Source organism: Streptomyces sp. NRRL WC-3742 (assembly GCF_000720635.1).
Classification (GTDB): domain Bacteria; phylum Actinomycetota; class Actinomycetes; order Streptomycetales; family Streptomycetaceae; genus Kitasatospora.
Map to the genome: position 1 here is coordinate 1 of NZ_JOCF01000041.1, position 17388 is coordinate 17388.

Here is a 17388-nt window from a genome sequence, read left to right on the forward strand (position 1 = left end):
CTTCGGACCGCCTTCCAGCGGGCCCTCCGGGCGCTTCGTTCTTTCGTGTTTCCAGCTTATCAGATGTTTTCCGCTCCGTTTTCCGGAGTTTCATTCATCCGATTTGGCTTTCGCCTTTCGGCGCTCCCGAACTCTATCAGAGCTTCTCGGTCCGTTTTCCCGGTCCTTCTCGAATTCAAATTCGAGAACTTCCTTGGGGCTCGTCCCGTGGGGCAACCCGGAGAACATTACGCACCGGGCTGCCCCACGTCAAACCAGCCTCAGCAGGCTCAAACCTCGACGACGACCGGCAGGATCATCGGCCGGCGGCGGTAGTTGTCCGCCACCCACTTGCCGATGGTGCGGCGGACGAGCTGCTGCACCTGGCGGGGCTCCAGGACGCCGTCGCTGGCCGAGCGGTCCAGGGCCTCCTGGAGCTTGGCGACGACGGGCACGAAGGCGTTGTCGTCGATGCCGGAGCCGCGGGCCTGGATGGTCGGGCCACCGACCATCTTGCCGTTGGTCGAGTCGACCGCGACGAAGACCGAGATGAAGCCCTCCTCGCCCAGGATCCTGCGGTCCTTGAGCGAGGCTTCGGTGATGTCGCCGACCGAGGAGCCGTCGACGTAGACGTAACCGGCCTGCACCTTGCCGACGATCCGGGCGACGCCCTTCTCCAGGTCGACGCAGACGCCGTCCTCGGCGATGACCACCCGGTTGCGCGGGATGCCGGTGGCGATGCCCAGCTCGGCGGCCGCCCGCAGGTGGCGCCACTCGCCGTGCACCGGCATCAGGTTGCGCGGCTTGCAGATGTTGAAGAAGTAGAGCAGCTCGCCGGCCGAGGCGTGGCCGGAGACGTGCACCTTGGCGTTGCCCTTGTGCACGACCTTGGCGCCCCAGCGGGTCAGGCCGTTGATCACGCGGTAGACGGCGTTCTCGTTGCCCGGGATGAGCGAGGACGCGAGGACCACCGTGTCGCCCTCGACGATGCGGATCTGGTGGTCGCGGTTGGCCATCCGGGACAGCGCGGCCATCGGCTCGCCCTGCGAGCCGGTGCAGATGAGCACGACCTCCTTGTCCGGGAGGTCGTCCAGCTGCTTGACGTCCACGACCATGTTGCCGGGCACCTTGAGGTAGCCGAGGTCGCGGGCGATGCCCATGTTGCGGACCATCGAGCGGCCCACGAAGGCGACCTTGCGCTTGTACTCGTGCGCGGCGTCCAGCACCTGCTGGATGCGGTGCACGTGGCTCGCGAAGGAGGCGACGATGATGCGCTTGTCCGCGTTGGCGAAGACGTTGCGCAGCGCCGCCGAGATGTCGCGCTCGTGCGGGATGAAGCCGGGGACCTCGGCGTTGGTGGAGTCCACCAGGAGCAGGTCCATGCCCTCCTCCGCCAGCTTGGCGAAGGTCGGCAGGTCGGTGAGGCGGCCGTCGAGCGGCAGCTGGTCCATCTTGAAGTCGCCGGTGGCCACGACCATGCCGGCGGGGGTGCGGACGGCCACGGCGAGGGCGTCCGGGATGGAGTGGTTGACCGCGATGAACTCGCAGTCGAAGGGGCCGATGCGCTCGCGCTCGCCCTCCTTGACCTCCAGCACGTACGGGCGGATGCGGTGTTCGGCGAGCTTGGCCTCGATCAGTGCGAGGGTCAGCTTCGAGCCGATCAGCGGGATGTCCGGGTTCTCCCGCAGGAGGAACGGGACGGCGCCGATGTGGTCCTCGTGCCCGTGGGTGAGGACGATGCCGTCGATCTTGTCGAGGCGGTCCCGGATGTAGGTGAAGTCCGGGAGGATCAGGTCCACGCCGGGCTGCTCGTCCTCGGGGAAGAGGACGCCGCAGTCGATGATCAGGATGCGGCCCCCGTACTCCAGGACCGTCATGTTGCGGCCGATCTCGCCGAGACCGCCGAGCGGGGTGATGCGGAGGGCGCCCTCCTTGAGTGCCGGGGGTGCGCCGAGTTCGGGATGCGGGTGGCTCAAAAGACTCTCCTCACGACGCACGCCATATGCCCGGGGTCCTCCCCCTGGAGACATATGGCGTGCGTTCTCAGTGGCGTTCTTCCTACTGGGTCTGTGCTCTCGCGCCTTCTGTCCGGTCCAGCGGCGGGCCCGTGAGGGTCCGGCGAGCCGGGGCACGCACGTCTGTGTCTGCTACAGGTGTACCCCGCCGGCGGCGAGATCCTGCCTCAATTTCGCGATCTCCTCGGGCGTCGCACCGACCAGCGGCAGTCGCAGCGGCCCGGCGGGGAGGCCCTGGAGTTCGAGGGCGGCCTTGGTGAGGATCACGCCCTGCGTGCGGAAGATACCGGTGAACACCGGCAGGAGGCTCTGGTGGACGGCCGTGGCCTTGGCCACATCGCCGGCCAGGTGAGCCTCGATCATCGTCCTCACCTCGCCGGCGACGAGGTGCCCGGCGACGCTGACCACGCCGACGGCTCCGACCGACAGCAGCGGGAGGGTGAGGACGTCGTCGCCGGAGTACCAGGCGAGGCCCGAGCGGGCGATCGCCCAGGAGGCGGCGGCCACGTCGCCCCTGGCGTCCTTGTTGGCGACGATGCGCGGGTGCTCGCCGAGTCTGACCAGCGTCTCGTGGGCGATCGCGACGCCGCTGCGGCCCGGGATGTCGTACAGCATGACCGGCAGCCCGGTGGCGTCCGCGACGGCGGTGAAGTGCCGGTACAGGCCCTCCTGCGGGGGCTTGTTGTAGTACGGCGTCACCAGCAGCAGGCCCTGCGCCCCGGAAGCCTCGGCCTGGCGGGCCAGCTCGACGCTGTGGCGGGTGTCGTTGGTGCCGGCTCCGGCCACCACGTGGGCACGATCCCCGACCGCCCCCACCACGGCGCGGACGAGCTGGGCCTTCTCGGCGTCGGTGGTGGTCGGGGACTCACCGGTGGTGCCGTTGACGACGAGGCCGTCGTTGCCGGAGTCGACGAGGTGCGCGGCGAGGCGCTGGGCGCCGTCGAGGTCGATCCCGCCGTCGGCGGTGAACGGGGTGACCATGGCGGTCAGGACCCGGCCGAACGGGGTCTGGGGGGTGGAGGTCGGAGCCATGCGTCCAAAGCTACTCGTAGGCGGTGGGGCGGCACCCATGCCGGTCCAGGGTTCGGACAGGTCAGAGGGGTCGTACGGCCCGGACATGGGATTCCGGTGCTGCCCGCTCGGGGGTTCGGGCAGCACCGGAATCCGTGTTCATGAATGTAGGGAGCGGTCGGAAAAGCCGCAATCCAGACATGCCGGACACTCTGCCGGATGCCCGTCGTCCCAGGTCAGGGGGCGACCCGACCGTGCTTCTCGAAGGCCGCATGGGTGAGCGGCATGAGCTGCGCCCACTGCTCCTCCATCCGCTCGGCGACCATCTCGATCTCGCGCTGCGGGAAGGACGGCACCGCCGAGTTGTCCCGCTTGGTGCGCAGCGAGAGGAAGTGCATCAGCGAGCGCGCGTTGCAGGTGGCGTACATCGAGGAGAACAGGCCCACCGGCAGCACCGCGCGGGCGACCTCGCGGGCCACGCCGGCCGCCAGCATCTCCTGGTAGCGGGCGTAGGACTCGCGGTACGAAGCCTCCATGGCCTCGGTGGTGGTCCTGTGCTGCTCCGGGGTGCCCTCGTGGAACTCGTACTTGCCCGGGCGGCCCTGCTGGACGAGCTTGCGGTCCTCGGCGGGGACGTAGAACACCGGCTCCAGCTCGCGGTAGCGGCCGGACTCCTCGTTGTACGACCAGCCGCTGCGGTGGCGGTGGAACTCGCGGAAGACGAAGATCGGCGCGCTGATGAAGAAGGTCATCGAGTTGTGCTCGAAGGGCGTGCCGTGCCGGTCGCGCATCAGGAAGTTGATCAGGCCCTTGGACTTCTCCGGGTCCTGCTGGACCGCCTCCAGGGACTGCTCCCCCGCCGTCGAGACGCGGGCGGCCCAGATGACGTCCGAGTCGGCGGCGGCGCTGCGGACCAGCTCCACCGTCACGTCGCTGCGGAAGGCGGGGGCCTTCTGTTCCTCGCTCACGCGGTACTACTCCTTGCGGGTTCGGTGCTGTGCAGCTTGATGGCGTGCTGCATGGTCTTGCGGGCGCGGGGGGTGTCGCCGGCGTCGGCGTACGCGACGGCGAGGCGGAACCAGACGCGCCAGTCGCCGGGGGCGGCCTCCGCCTCGGCCTGGCGGCGGGCGAACACCGCGTCGGCCGAGGCGCGGTCGATCCGGCCTCCCTTGCTGCGTGCGAGCTCGTCGACCGGCAGCCCGCCCTCCGCCTCCAGCTCACGGGCGAGCCGCTCGCTGTCGCGTCCGAAGCGGACGGTCTGGCGCAGGAACCAGACGCCGATCACCGGGATCACGAAGGCGCAGATCCCGATGCCGATGCCGAGCGGCTTGCCGGTGGCGATCAGCTGGACGCCCTCCCCGACGCACAGGAGGGCCACCAGCAGCAGCACGCCGGAGAGGAGGAAGAAGCCGGTACGAGAGGTCATTCAGGGCTCACAGGTCCAGGAAGTGTTCGAGGCCGAGGGTAAGCCCGGGGGTCTCGACGACCTTGCGCACGCCCAGCAGGATGCCCGGCATGAAGCTGCTGTGGTGCAGCGAGTCGTGCCGGATGGTGAGCGTCTCGCCGGTGTCGCCGAACATCACCTGCTGGTGGGCGAGCAGGCCGCGCAGCCGTACGGCGTGCACCGGGATCCCGTCCACGTCGGCGCCGCGCGCGCCGGGCAGGCTGTGGGTGGTCGGGTCCTGCTGCTTGGGGCGGCCGGCCTCGGCGCGGGCGGCGGCGATCAGCTGGGCGGTGCGGGTGGCGGTGCCGCTGGGGGCGTCGGCCTTGTTGTCGTGGTGGAGTTCGACCACCTCGACGGACTCGAAGTACTTCGCGGCGATCTGCGAGAACCGCATGCCGAGGATCGCGCCGATGGAGAAGTTCGGGGCGATCAGCAGGCCGAGTTCGGGGGCCTCCGCCAGCCAGCCGCGGACGGTGGCGAGGCGCTCGTCCGTCCAGCCGGTGGTGCCGGTGACCACGTGGACGCCGTGGTGCAGGCAGAAGTCGAGGTTGCCCATCACCGCGTCGGGGTGGGTGAGTTCGACGGCGACCTGGGCGCCGGAGCGGGTCAGCTCCTCCAGGTCGGAGCCGCGGCCGAGGGTGGCGACCAGCTCCATGTCCGGCGCGGCCTCCACCGCCTTGACCGCCTCGGAGCCGATGCGTCCCTTGGCGCCGATCACGGCGACACGCAGCGTCATAGCGAAAGTCCTCTCTGCGGAACCCAGCGGAAAAGTCAGACGAGCAGATCGGCGAGCTTGGCGGCCCGCTTGTCGTTGACCGGACCGATCAGCGCCAGCGACGGCCGGTACGCCCCCAGGACATCACGGGCGACCGCGTGGACGTCCTCCAGGGTCACCGCCGCGATGCGCTCCAGCATGTCGTCCACGGACAGGTGGTGCCCGTAGCTGAGTTCGGCCTTGCCGATCCGGTTCATCAGCGAGCCGGTGTCCTCCATGCCGAGCACGGTGGAGCCGGAGATCTGGCCGATGGCCCGGTGCAGTTCCTCCTCGGTGATGCCGTCGGCGACCACCTTGGCGAGCTCCTCGCGGCAGATCCGCAGCACCTCCTCGACGCGCTTGGGCTGGCAGCCGGCGTAGATGCCGAACAGGCCGCTGTCGGCGTAGGAGGAGGAGTACGAGTACACCGAGTACGCCAGGCCCCGCTTCTCCCGGACCTCCTGGAACAGCCGGGAGCTCATCCCGCCGCCCAGGGCCGCGTTGAGGACGCCCATCGCCCAGCGGCGCTCGTCGTGCCGCGGCACCCCGGGCACGCCGAGGACCAGGTGGGCCTGCTCGGTGGAGCGGTTGAGCACCTCGACCTTGCCGGCCGCCCGCACGGCCTTGACGCCCCGGCGGGCCTCGGCGGGCACGGCGCTGGAGCGGGCGAGCACCGGGGCGAACGCCTTCTCGACCTGCCGGACGAGCTTGCGGTGGTCCAGGTTGCCGGCCGCGGCGACGACGAGGTGCTCGGGGCGGTAGCGGCGGTGGTAGAAGCCCGCGATCTGCTCCCTGGTCAGGGAGTTGATGGTCTCCTGGGTGCCGAGGATCGGGCGGCCGAGCGGGCCGCTGCCGAAGATCACCTTGGCGAACAGGTCGTGCACCACGTCGCCCGGGTCGTCCTCGGCCATCGCCATCTCCTCGAGGATGACGCCGCGTTCGGCCTCCACGTCCTCGGGGCGGATGAGCGAGCCGGTGAGCATGTCGCAGACGACGTCGACGGCCAGCGGCAGGTCGGTGTCCAGCACCCGCGCGTAGTAGCAGGTGTTCTCCTTCGCGGTGAAGGCGTTCATCTCGCCGCCGACCGCGTCCAGGGCCGCCGAGATGTCCAGCGCGCTGCGCCGCTCGGTGCCCTTGAAGAGCAGGTGCTCCAGGTAGTGGGTGGCGCCGTTGAGCTGCGGGGTCTCGTCCCGCGAGCCGACGCCGACCCAGATGCCGAAGGTCGCCGAGCGCACGGTCGGCAGGGTCTCGGTGACGACCCGCAGGCCGCCGGGCAGGACGGTGCGGCGCACGGTGCCGGCGCCGTCGACGCCCTTGAGCAGGGTCCGGGTGGTTCCGGGACGCTGCGTTACCGCCGGGGCCTCGGCCACGGGGGGTACCTCCAGAGGAAACGCACGCGGGAAGGCACGTGCGGACGAACGCGTGGATCAGGACGCGTGGACAACAGGGTGCGGCCCGCACGCCGGGAGGCGTACGGGCCGCAAGGGTCAGCTAGCGGCGCTTCACTCGGAAGCGGCCTCGCCGGCTTCCTCGCCCTCGACGACCGGGATCAGGGAGAGCTTGCCGCGCGGGTCGATCTCGGCGATCTCGACCTGCACCTTGGCGCCGACGCCGAGGACGTCCTCGACGTTCTCCACGCGCTTGCCACCGGCGAGCTTGCGGATCTGCGAGATGTGCAGCAGGCCGTCCTTGCCCGGCATGAGCGAGACGAACGCGCCGAACGTCGTGGTCTTGACCACGGTGCCCAGGTAGCGCTCGCCGACCTCCGGCATGGTCGGGTTGGCGATCTGGTTGATCGTGGTGCGGGCGGCCTCGGCGGCCGGACCGTCGGAGGCACCGATGTAGATGGTGCCGTCGTCCTCGATCGTGATCTCGGCACCGGTGTCCTCCTGGATCTGGTTGATCATCTTGCCCTTGGGGCCGATGACCTCACCGATCTTGTCCACCGGGATCTTGATGGTGATGATGCGCGGCGCGTTCGGGGACATCTCGTCGGGCGAGTCGATGGCCTCGTTCATCACGTCGAGGATGTGCAGACGGGCGTCGCGGGCCTGCTTGAGGGCGGCGGCCAGGACCGAGGCCGGGATGCCGGTCAGCTTGGTGTCCAGCTGCAGCGCGGTGATGAAGTTGCGGGTACCGGCGACCTTGAAGTCCATGTCGCCGTACGCGTCCTCGGCACCGAGGATGTCGGTCAGCGCGACGTAGTGCGTCTCGCCGTCGATCTCCTGGGAGATCAGGCCCATGGCGATGCCGGCGACGGCGGCCTTCAGCGGCACACCGGCGTTCAGCAGCGACATGGTGGAGGCGCAGACCGAGCCCATCGAGGTGGAGCCGTTGGAGCCCAGCGCCTCGGAGACCTGGCGGATCGCGTAGGGGAACTCCTCGCGGGTCGGCAGGACCGGGATGAGGGCCCGCTCCGCCAGGGCGCCGTGGCCGATCTCGCGGCGCTTGGGGGCGCCGACGCGACCGGTCTCGCCGACCGAGTACGGCGGGAAGTTGTAGTTGTGCATGTAGCGGCGACGCGTCTCCGGGGAGAGCGTGTCGAGCTGCTGCTCCATGCGGAGCATGTTCAGCGTGGTGACGCCCAGGATCTGGGTCTCGCCGCGCTCGAACAGGGCCGAGCCGTGGACGCGCGGGATGGCCTCGACCTCGGCGGCCAGGGTGCGGATGTCGGTGACACCGCGGCCGTCGATGCGGACCTTGTCCTTGATGACGCGCTCGCGCACGATCTTCTTGGTCAGCGCGTTGTAGGCGGCGCTGATCTCCTTCTCGCGGCCCTCGAACTCGGGGAGCAGCTTCTCGGCGGCGAGCGCCTTGACGCGGTCGAGCTCGTTGTTGCGCTCCTGCTTGCCGGCGATGGTGAGGGCCTGGGCCAGCTCGTCCTTGACGGCGGAGGTGAGCGCGGCGAGCACGTCGTCCTGGTAGTCCAGGAAGACCGGGAACTCGGCGGTCGGCTTGGCGGCCTGGGCGGCCAGCTGCGCCTGGGCGGCGCACAGCACCTTGATGAACGGCTTGGCGGCGTCGAGGCCGGCGGCCACGACCTCCTCGGTCGGCGCCTCGGCGCCGCCCTCGACCAGCTTGATGGTCTTGTCGGTGGCCTCGGCCTCGACCATCATGATCGCGACGTCACCGTCGGCCATGACGCGACCGGCGACGACCATGTCGAAGACGGCCGACTCGAGCTCGCTGTGGGTCGGGAACGCGACCCACTGGCCCTTGATCAGCGCGACGCGCACGCCGCCGATGGGGCCGGAGAACGGCAGGCCCGCCAGCTGGGTGGAGGCGGAGGCCGCGTTGATGGCCACCACGTCGTACAGGTGGTCCGGGTTGAGCGCCATCACGGTGCAGACGACCTGGACCTCGTTGCGCAGGCCCTTGACGAAGGACGGGCGCAGCGGGCGGTCGATCAGGCGGCAGGTGAGGATCGCGTCCTCGGAGGGCCGGCCCTCGCGACGGAAGAACGAGCCGGGGATGCGGCCCGCGGCGTACATCCGCTCCTCGACGTCCACGGTCAGCGGGAAGAAGTCGAAGTGCTCCTTCGGCTGCTTGGACGCGCTGGTGGCCGACAGCACCATGGTGTCGTCGTCGAGGTAGGCCACGGCGGAACCGGCGGCCTGACGGGCCAGGCGGCCGGTCTCGAAGCGGATGGTACGGGTGCCGAAGGCGCCGTTGTCGATGACGGCCTCGGCGTAGAACACGTTCTCTTCCACCTGGAAGATCTCCTCTTTCGTACGTCTCCGGGAGAGCGCCCCCGCGTCCTGCCTGCGGTTGGCCCGGTGGGCCCTCCCCTCTGGGAGGGCGGCAGTCGGGCCGGTCTTCGATCGAAGCCTCCGGTGCGCCCCGCTCGTCTGCGGGGCTTCCGGGGGCCACTACCGAGGACCGGCGGCTTCGGCTGCCGGGCCGGGTGGGCGGTCCGCGTCTGGACGCTCTCTCGGATGCGGGCGGCTTCCGTTTGAAGCCTTCGTCCCGCGGGGGTTCGGGTCCTTCTGCTCGGGTGGCGCGCTGCTGCGCCATCACCCGGCATGCCCACAACCCTACGGTGCAATCCTCGGCCACCTGGGGAGGTGCGCGCGAGTTGTTATGCGCGGGCGCCGCGGCCGGAAGGCCGCGGCATACGCGCGAGGGGCGGCTCCCCGGTGTGGGGAGCCGCCCCGTGCGGCGGTCTTAGCGGGCGCCACCGGCGGCACCGCGGCGGATGCCCAGGCGGTCGACGAGCGTACGGAAGCGCTCGATGTCCTTCTTGGCCAGGTACTGCAGCAGGCGGCGGCGCTGGCCGACCAGGATCAGCAGGCCACGGCGCGAGTGGTGGTCGTGCTTGTGGGTCTTGAGGTGCTCGGTCAGGTCCGAGATGCGACGGGAGAGCATGGCCACCTGGACCTCGGGGGAGCCGGTGTCGCCCTCCTTCTGGCCGAACTCGGCGAAAATCTGCTTCTTGACGTCAGAGGCGAGAGCCACTGCAACTCCTTCAGGGTCTACCGAGCGGTCCTGGTCGACAGCACAGGACTCAACGAGAACTCGGTGTCGGGAGCGAGGCCGGTGGTCGGCGCCCCTGGGGGCGGACACACGGCTGCGCTCGAAGGCCAAGCGTACCAGTGCCCGCCCAGGCCCCGTCCGCCGCCCCGTCCGCCGCCCCGGGGCGGGTGCTCAGCCGGTGGCGCCCCGGACCAGCCGGTACACGTCCAGCACGGCGAGCGCCAGCGGGACGAGGGCGATCAGGGTGAGGCTGTCGACCAGGTCGAGCACCCTCCCCCAGAAGGGGGACACGCCGCTGCGGGGCACCACCAGGGCGATGGCGGTGAGCAGCGCGGCGCCGAGGGCGATGGAGGCGCCGAGCCAGACGGTGCGCAGGTCGAGTTCGGTGGTGGAGCCGGCCGCGCGCAGCAGGAACTGCGGGGTGTGCAGGGACAGGCCCACGATCAGCAGGCACAGGCCGAGCAGTCCGGCGACGGTGAGGCTGAGCACCTGCGCGGTGTAGCGGAAGAGCCGGGCGCGCAGCATGGTGGCCAGGCCCAGGGCCAGGGCGAGCAGTTCGGGGTACGTCCGGTCGGTGAAGGCGAGGACCGCGCTCGCGCCGACCACGACCGCGGCGCAGCCGCCGACGAGGCCGACGAGCACCTCGTGGCCGCGGCGGGCCTGGTGGGCGATCCGCTCGTACTGGACGGCCTCGGCGCGCTCGGCCTCCTCGTCGTAGTCGCGGCTGCGGGTGCGGCTCTGGCCGGGGGCGCTGAAGCCGACGGGCAGGCGGGCGAAGCGGGCGGAGAGGCTGGGCAGGAAGCCGATCGCGGCGACGGCGGTGACGCCGGTGACGGCGGCGATGTTCCCCGCGGGGGTGCGGGGCATCAGGACGGCGGTGAAGGTGGCGAGCGAGCCGGCGGCGGCGACGAGGGCGGCGGCGACGAAGACGGCGTCCTTCTCGGGCAGCAGGCCCGCGAGCAGCACGGCGAGGACCAGGACGGCGATGCAGCCGGCGAGGAACTGGAGGCGGCCCGGTCCGTCCCCGCGGTGGGCGACGGACAGGAGGCCGCTGCCGCCGATCAGGGCGTGCGGCAGGGCGCCGAGGCCCAGGGCGAGGGCGGCGTGGGCGTCCTGGTAGACCCGGGCGCGCACGCCGGCCAGGGCGGTGAGCACGACGGCGGTGACGCCGGCGAGGACGCCGGGCAGGCCGTGCATGTCGTGGCGCAGGTCGGAGAACCAGAGCGCGAAGCCGAGCAGGGTGAGCAGGACGCCGGCGCCGATGAGGCCGAAGGCGCGCATGAGTTCGGCGGTCCAGAAGCGGTGGTCGGCCTGGACGGCGCTGGCGATGGCGTCGGCGACGTCGTCGTAGACGGCCGGCGGGAGGGACTCGGCGAAGGGGCGCAGTGCGAGCAGGTCGCCGTCGCGGACCTGCTGGGCGGCGAGCGGCAGGCCGCTGTCGAGGACGGTGCCGTCGCGGCGCACGAGGTGGAAGCCGGTGGGGGTGCCGTCGGGCTGGCTCTGGTTGGCCAGGCGCAGCACCTCGGGGTAGACGTCCGCGAGCGGGACGTCCTCGGGCAGGGCGACGTCGATCCGGCGGTCCGGCGCGACGACGGTGACCCGGCAGTAGCCGGTCGCGGCGGGACTGGTCACGGCCGCCCCTCGATCCTTCGACGCACTGGGCGCTCCCCCTCGTTGACGGCGCCGCCGCGCGGCGGCGCTCGGTGTGGCTGCTGCGCGGCGGCCGGTGGACCGGTGAACGGGGTGGGCCTGGCCGCGAGTTGGCGCGGCGTTACCCTACCGGGTCGGTTCGTGCCCGGGCGCGTCGGAGCCCGGGCGCTGGCGGACGGTGCGGGGGCGACCGTTAGGATCGGCCCCTGCGCGTGGGGGGCGGGGGCCGTCGGTGGCGGGGGGAGCCCAAGTTCCGTACGAGCCGTACGAGTCCAGTTGCGTGAGGGCTGATGCCGAAGTGATCGATCGACGCCGCGGGGTGGATGACACATGGGTGTGATCACGGTCAAGCGCCCGGCCAGGGCCTATCCGCCGGCGGTGCCGGACGATCCGGTGGAGCTGGAGAGCCCGCCGGAGATTCCGCGGCACGGCGGCGAGGACTGGCTGATGAGCATCCTGCCCATGCTGGGCATGGGCGGTTCGGCGGTGTTCTTCTTCGCGCCGGGTGCGCAGCCGGTGATGCAGATCATGGGCGGTCTGATGGTCGCCTCGACGCTGGGCATGGTGCTGGCGCAGGTGGTCCGGGCCCGTAAGGGCGGGTCGACGGCGCTGGCGGACGAGCGGCGCGACTACCTCAAGTACCTGCAGCAGATGCGCCGTCAGGTGCGCCGGACGGCGGAGAGCCAGCGCGGCGCGCTGCTGTTCCTGAACCCGGCGCCGGACCAGCTGTGGTCGATCGTGGCGGACGGGCGGCGGCTGTGGGAACGGCGCTCCGGGGACGGGGACTTCGCGCAGATCCGGGTGGGTCTGGGGCCGGTGCAGCTGTCGACCCCGCTGGTGGCGCCGCAGACCGCGCCGAGGGACGAGCTGGAGCCGCTGTCCTCGGCGGCGATGCACTCGTTCCTGAAGGCGCACGGCACGCTGCAGGACCTGCCGCTGGCGGTGTCGCTGCGGGCGTTCTACCACATCACGGTGTGCGGGGACCCGGACTCGGTGTACGGCAACGTGCGGGCGATGATCGCCCAGTTGACGACCCTGCACTCGCCGGACGACCTGCTGGTGGCGGTCGCGGCGGCCCCGGGCGCGGCCGAGGAGTGGGAGTGGACGAAGTGGCTCCCGCACAACCAGCACCGCAAGGAGGGCGACGGCGCGGGTTCGCGCCGGCTGACGGCCCACGACCTGGGCGATCTCGAGTTCCTGCTGCAGGATGAGCTGTCCGGCCGCCAGCGGTTCGTCCGGGACGCGGCGGCGCAGCCGGACCAGCCGCACCTGGTGGTGGTGATGGACGGCGCCGCGGTGCCGCACGACTCGCTGCTGGCGAGCCCGGAGGGGCTGCAGGGCGTGACGGTCATCGAGGTCGTCCCCGGTGAGGTGGACGAGCCGACCGGGCACCTGATGGTGACGGTCAACTCCGAGGAGCTGGTGCTGCGTTCGGCCTCGGGGGCGACGTACACGGGCAGGCCGGACCTGCTGTCCACCTGGCAGTCCGAGGCGCTGGCGCGGCAGTTGGCGCCGTACCGGGTGTCGGCGGGCGGGGACGACGAGCCGTTGCTGTCGAACCTGGACTTCACCGACCTGATGGGCTCGGGCGATCCGGGCTCCTTCGACGTGGCGCGCAGCTGGCGGCCGAGGGCGCAGCACGAGCGGCTGCGGGTGCCGATCGGCGTGGGCGCCAACGGCGAGCAGGTGTACCTGGACATCAAGGAGGCCGCGCTGGAGGGCATGGGCCCGCACGGCCTGTGCGTGGGCGCGACCGGTTCGGGCAAGTCGGAGCTGCTGCGCACGCTGGTGCTGGCGCTGGCGATGACGCACTCCTCGGAGACGCTGAACTTCGTGCTCGCCGACTTCAAGGGCGGCGCGACGTTCCTGGGCATGGCGGACATGCCGCACACCTCCGCGGTGATCACCAACCTGGAGGGCGAGCTGACCCTCGTGGACCGCATGCGGGACGCGATCGAGGGCGAGCTGCACCGCCGCCAGGAGCTGCTGCACCGTTCGGGCAACTACGCGAACATCCACGAGTACGAGCGGGCCCGGGCGGCCGGCGCGGCGCTGGACCCGCTGCCCTCGCTGGTGCTGATCATCGACGAGTTCTCCGAACTGCTCACCGCCAAGCCGGACTTCATCGAGATGTTCATCCAGATCGGCCGTATCGGCCGGTCGCTGGGCGTGCACCTGCTGCTGGCCTCGCAGCGCCTGGAGGAGGGCAAGCTGCGCGGCCTGGACACGTACCTGTCGTACCGGATCGGTCTGCGGACCTTCTCGGCGGCGGAGTCGCGGGCGGCGATCGGCGTGCCGGACGCGTACCACCTGCCGCCGGTGCCGGGCGTGGGGTACCTGAAGTTCGGCGAGGACGTGATGGACCGGTTCAAGGCCGCGTACGTCTCGGGGCCGTACCGGGCGCCGGGGCAGCAGCGGTCGACGGGCGGGCGGCGGCTGAACGCGAGGCCGGTGGAGTTCACGGCGGCGTTCGTGGACCTGCCGGACCCGGTGGAGGAGGAGGCCCCGGCGGCGCCGGAGCAGGACGACGCGCTGGTGGACACGGTGCTGGACGTGTTCGTGCAGCGGATGACGGGCCAGGGCCCGGCGGCGCACCAGGTGTGGCTGCCGCCGCTGGAGGACGCGCCGAGCCTGGACCACCTGCTGCCGCCGCTGCAGGTGGTGCCCGAGCGCGGGCTGACGGCGCCGGCGTACCCGGGCGGGCGGCTGCGGGTGCCGATCGGCGTCGTGGACAAGCCGCGCGAGCAGAAGACGGACATCCTGGAGGTCGACTACTCCGGGGCGGCCGGCCACGGTCTGATCGTGGGCGGTCCGCGCTCGGGCAAGTCGACGGTGGTGCGCACGCTGGTGGCCTCCTTCGCCGTCACCCACACCCCGCGCGAGGCGCAGTTCTACCTGCTGGACTTCGGTGCGGGCAGCTTCGGCTCGCTGTCCGGGCTGCCGCACGTCGGCGGGGTGGCCGGGCGGCTGGACGTGGACAAGGTGCGCCGGATGGTCTCCGAGGTGCACGGGGTGCTGAACCGGCGCGAGGAGCTGTTCCGGGCGACGGGGATCGACACCATCGCCACGTACCGGGCCCGGCGGGGGGCGGGGCAGCTGCCGGACGAGGCGTTCGGCGACGTGTTCCTGGTGATCGACGGCTGGAACACCTTCAAGCAGGAGTTCGAGGTGCTGGAGCAGGTCATCGCCGACATCGCCCAGCGGGGCCTCGGCTACGGCGTGCACCTGGTGGTCACCGCGGCCCGGTACGCGGAGGTGCGTCCGGCGCTGAAGGACCTGCTGCAGAACCGCGTGGAGCTGAAGCTCGGCGACGCGATGGAGTCGGAGGTGGACCGCCGGGTGGCGCAGAACGTGCCGGCCTCGGCCGGGCGCGGCATCACCCCGGAGCGGCTGCACTTCCTGGCGGGCCTGCCCCGGCTGGACGGCGCCTCGACGGTGGTGGACCTCCAGGACGGGGTGGCCGCGCTGGTCTCCGCCGTCGACGGCGCCTGGGCGGGCCCGCGCGCCCCGCAGGTGCGGATGCTGCCGGCGGTGCTGGACGGCTTCTCGCTGCCGAAGGGCTTCGAGCACCCCGAGCGCGGGGTGGCCTTCGGCGTGGACGAGGCCGAGCTGGCGCCGGTGTTCGTCAACTTCGAGACGGACCCGCTGTTCATCGTCTTCGGCGACACCGAGTCGGGGAAGTCGGCGATGCTGCGCCTGCTGATCAAGCAGATCACCGAGCGCTACACGCCGGACCAGGCGGGCATCGTGGTCGGCGACTACCGGCGCGCGCTGCTGGGCACGGTGCCCGAGGAGTACCTGGTGGAGTACGCGGCGGCGCAGCCCGCCATGGCGACGATCGTCGACATGCTGCGCGGGGCCTGCGCCCGCCGCCTCCCGGGCCCGGACGTCACGGCCGAGCAGCTGCGCAACCGCAGCTGGTACAGCGGCAAGGACATGTTCGTGATCGTGGACGACTACGAGCTGGTCGCGACGAGCTCGGGCAACCCGCTGGCGCCGCTGGCGGAGTTCCTGCCGTTCGCCCGGGACATCGGCCTGCGGCTGATCGTGGCCCGCAGCGCGGGCGGCGCCGGGCGCTCGATGTACGAGCCGGTGATGCAGCGGATGCGCGAGCTGGGCGGGCAGGGCGTGGTCCTGTCCGGCAACCGGGACGAGGGCGCGCTGCTGGGCAACGTACGGCCGCAGGCGCTGCCGCCGGGGCGCGGGGTGTTCGTCTCGCGCCGGGTGACCGCCGGGCAGATGGTGCAGACGGGCTGGCTGCCGGTGGCGTGAGCCTCCCCCGCCTCCCCCCGGAGCTGCGGGCCCGAAACGTCGGGGAATGGTGACGGAAAGTGATCGAAGGGGTCGGCTCCGCGGAGTCCGGCCCCTTCGGCGTCTCGGGTTCCGAAACGTTATGCGGATATTTCGGGGGTACTGCTGCGGTTCCCGTACCCGGCGGGGCTGGTGCGGGGGCGGGTGGGGGCGGCCGTCGCCGCATGTTCATGCGCTCGTCCGCAACGAATTCCGCAGCATTCGCGGCGTTGACGCCGTCCGTACGCCGGAGGTTCCATTGCGGCCCGGGAGCGCACTGACCAGAACCCGAGCAGCGAGCCAGCGGAGGCGATACCGCTCCCATCCCAGGACCGCACAGTCGATCGGAAGCCGCATGACCGACACGCTTCGCCCGCCACAGTCCGTAGCCGCCACGGCGGCCGGGGCGGCCGCACCCCAGCAACTCAAGCGCTCGATCGGCGTCGTGGGCGGGACCCTGCTCACGCTGTCCTGCGTCACCCCGGCCTCCACGCTGTTCGTGATCGTGCCGGAGCTCTTCGCCGGCATAGGCAGCGCCACCGCGCTGGCCATCGCGATCGGCACCGTCCTCTGTGTGGCCGTGGCCTTCTGCTACTCCGAGCTCGGCACGCTGATCCCCAGCGCCGGCGGCGAGTACGCGATGGTCGGCACCCTGGCCGGGCGGCTGATGGGCTGGCTGGTCTTCGTGCTCTCGCTGATCGTGGTGATGATCGTCCCCTCGGTCATCGCCCTCGGCACGGCCGCCTACCTCGCGCCCGTCCTGCACCTGGACAAGGCCATGACCGGCGCCGCCGTGATGCTGGCCGCCACCCTGGCCGGCCTGCTGGACCTGCGCGCCAACGCCTGGATCACCGGCGTCTTCCTCGTGCTGGAGGTCATCGCGGCCGGCGTGGTCTCGGTGCTCGGCTTCTCCCACGCCCACGGCGGGGCCCCGAGCCTGCTGCACGGCGTGGTCGCCGGGGACGCCGGCGCCACCACCACGGTGAGCGTGGGCGCGATCGTCGGGGCGATGGGCATCGCCCTGTTCATCACCCAGGGCTTCTCCACCGCCGTCTACCTCTCCGAGGAGATGGAGAACCCGCGCCGCAACGTCTCGCGCACCGTGCTGTGGACGCTCGGCATCTCCGCCGCGATCATCCTCGTCCCGGTCGTCGCGATCACCGTGGGCGCCCCCGACCTGCAGACCCTGACCTCCGGCGACCTGTCCGCGATGGTCACCGCCTGGAGCAACTCCGCGGTCGGCACCTTCATCAGCCTCTGCGTGGCGCTGGCCATCATCAACGCCGGCATCGTCATGGTCATCCAGAACTCCCGGGTGCTGTTCGCCTCCGCCCGCGACAAGGCGTGGCCGGAGCCGGTCAACAAGGCGTTCTCCACCCTGGGCCGCTTCGGCTCCCCGTGGGTCGCCACCCTGGCGGTGGGCCTGCCCGGCGCCGCGCTGTGCTTCGTCAAGGGCGAGCTGCTGAGCAACATCACCGGCGTCGCCGTCACCGGGATGTACCTGCTGGTCGCCGTCGCCGCGCTGCTGTCGCGCCGCGGCCACCACAAGCACGCCGCCGCCTGGCGGATGCCGCTGTGGCCCGTCATCCCGGCCGTGCTGGTCGCCGTCCTGCTGTACGTCATGACCAAGCTGGACACCGAGCCCCTGCTGTGGACCGGCGGCATCACCGCCGCCGCCACCCTCTACTGGCTGTTCTACCTGCGCCCCCGGCAGGACACCCGCTGGGTGATCAGCCTCCCCGAGGACCAGCAGGGCTGAGCCCTCCCCCAGT

At 71.4% G+C, this 17388-nt stretch carries 11 protein-coding genes; 2 read left to right on the forward strand and 9 right to left on the reverse strand.

Going from position 1 to position 17388, the window contains the following annotated elements; translation table 11 throughout:
* Positions 1-269: 269 nt before the first annotated feature.
* From IH61_RS0122530 to eccD, 9 genes are all read right to left on the reverse strand, one after another.
* Entirely contained in the window at positions 270-1955 is a 1686-nt protein-coding gene (locus IH61_RS0122530) for a ribonuclease J (RefSeq protein ID WP_031072611.1), read from the reverse strand.
* 171 nt (positions 1956-2126) lie between these two features.
* Positions 2127-3026 (reverse strand): 4-hydroxy-tetrahydrodipicolinate synthase, encoded by a 900-nt coding sequence (gene dapA / locus IH61_RS0122535; protein WP_031072612.1) that lies wholly within the window; start codon positions 3024-3026, stop codon positions 2127-2129.
* A 215-nt stretch (positions 3027-3241) separates the two neighbouring features.
* Positions 3242-3973: an FAD-dependent thymidylate synthase gene (thyX, locus tag IH61_RS0122540; RefSeq protein ID WP_031072614.1), complete on the reverse strand. Its 732-nt coding sequence runs from the start codon at positions 3971-3973 to the stop codon at positions 3242-3244.
* Entirely contained in the window at positions 3970-4431 is a 462-nt protein-coding gene (locus IH61_RS0122545) for a tetratricopeptide repeat protein (protein WP_031072616.1), read from the reverse strand. The genes thyX and IH61_RS0122545 overlap by 4 nt, the downstream gene beginning before the upstream one ends.
* A 7-nt stretch (positions 4432-4438) precedes the next feature.
* A complete protein-coding gene (gene dapB / locus IH61_RS0122550) occupies positions 4439-5185 on the reverse strand; it encodes a 4-hydroxy-tetrahydrodipicolinate reductase (RefSeq protein ID WP_031072618.1) in 747 nt (248 codons plus the stop codon).
* Positions 5186-5220: 35 nt separating this feature from the next.
* The gene (locus IH61_RS0122555) at positions 5221-6573 is read right to left on the reverse strand and encodes a M16 family metallopeptidase (RefSeq protein WP_234327292.1); all 1353 of its coding nucleotides are present in this window, start codon (positions 6571-6573) and stop codon (positions 5221-5223) included.
* Positions 6574-6705: 132 nt separating this feature from the next.
* Positions 6706-8913 (reverse strand): polyribonucleotide nucleotidyltransferase, encoded by a 2208-nt coding sequence (locus IH61_RS0122560; protein ID WP_031072622.1) that lies wholly within the window; start codon positions 8911-8913, stop codon positions 6706-6708.
* Positions 8914-9367: 454 nt separating this feature from the next.
* Positions 9368-9658 (reverse strand): 30S ribosomal protein S15, encoded by a 291-nt coding sequence (gene rpsO / locus IH61_RS0122565; protein WP_031072625.1) that lies wholly within the window; start codon positions 9656-9658, stop codon positions 9368-9370.
* A gap of 189 nt (positions 9659-9847) precedes the next feature.
* Positions 9848-11308 carry a type VII secretion integral membrane protein EccD gene (gene eccD, locus IH61_RS0122570; protein WP_031072627.1) on the reverse strand — a complete coding sequence of 487 codons (1461 nt, stop codon included), beginning with the start codon at positions 11306-11308 and terminating at the stop codon, positions 9848-9850.
* 348 nt (positions 11309-11656) lie between these two features.
* On the opposite strand from eccD, the gene IH61_RS0122575 reads away from it, so the two are divergent.
* Both IH61_RS0122575 and IH61_RS0122580 read left to right on the forward strand, forming a co-directional pair.
* The gene (locus tag IH61_RS0122575; protein ID WP_031072628.1) at positions 11657-15598 is read left to right on the forward strand and encodes a type VII secretion protein EccC; all 3942 of its coding nucleotides are present in this window, start codon (positions 11657-11659) and stop codon (positions 15596-15598) included.
* A 373-nt stretch (positions 15599-15971) separates the two neighbouring features.
* Positions 15972-17375, forward strand: coding sequence for an APC family permease (locus IH61_RS0122580; RefSeq protein ID WP_031072630.1), 1404 nt, complete (start codon positions 15972-15974; stop codon positions 17373-17375).
* Positions 17376-17388 lie beyond the last annotated feature (13 nt).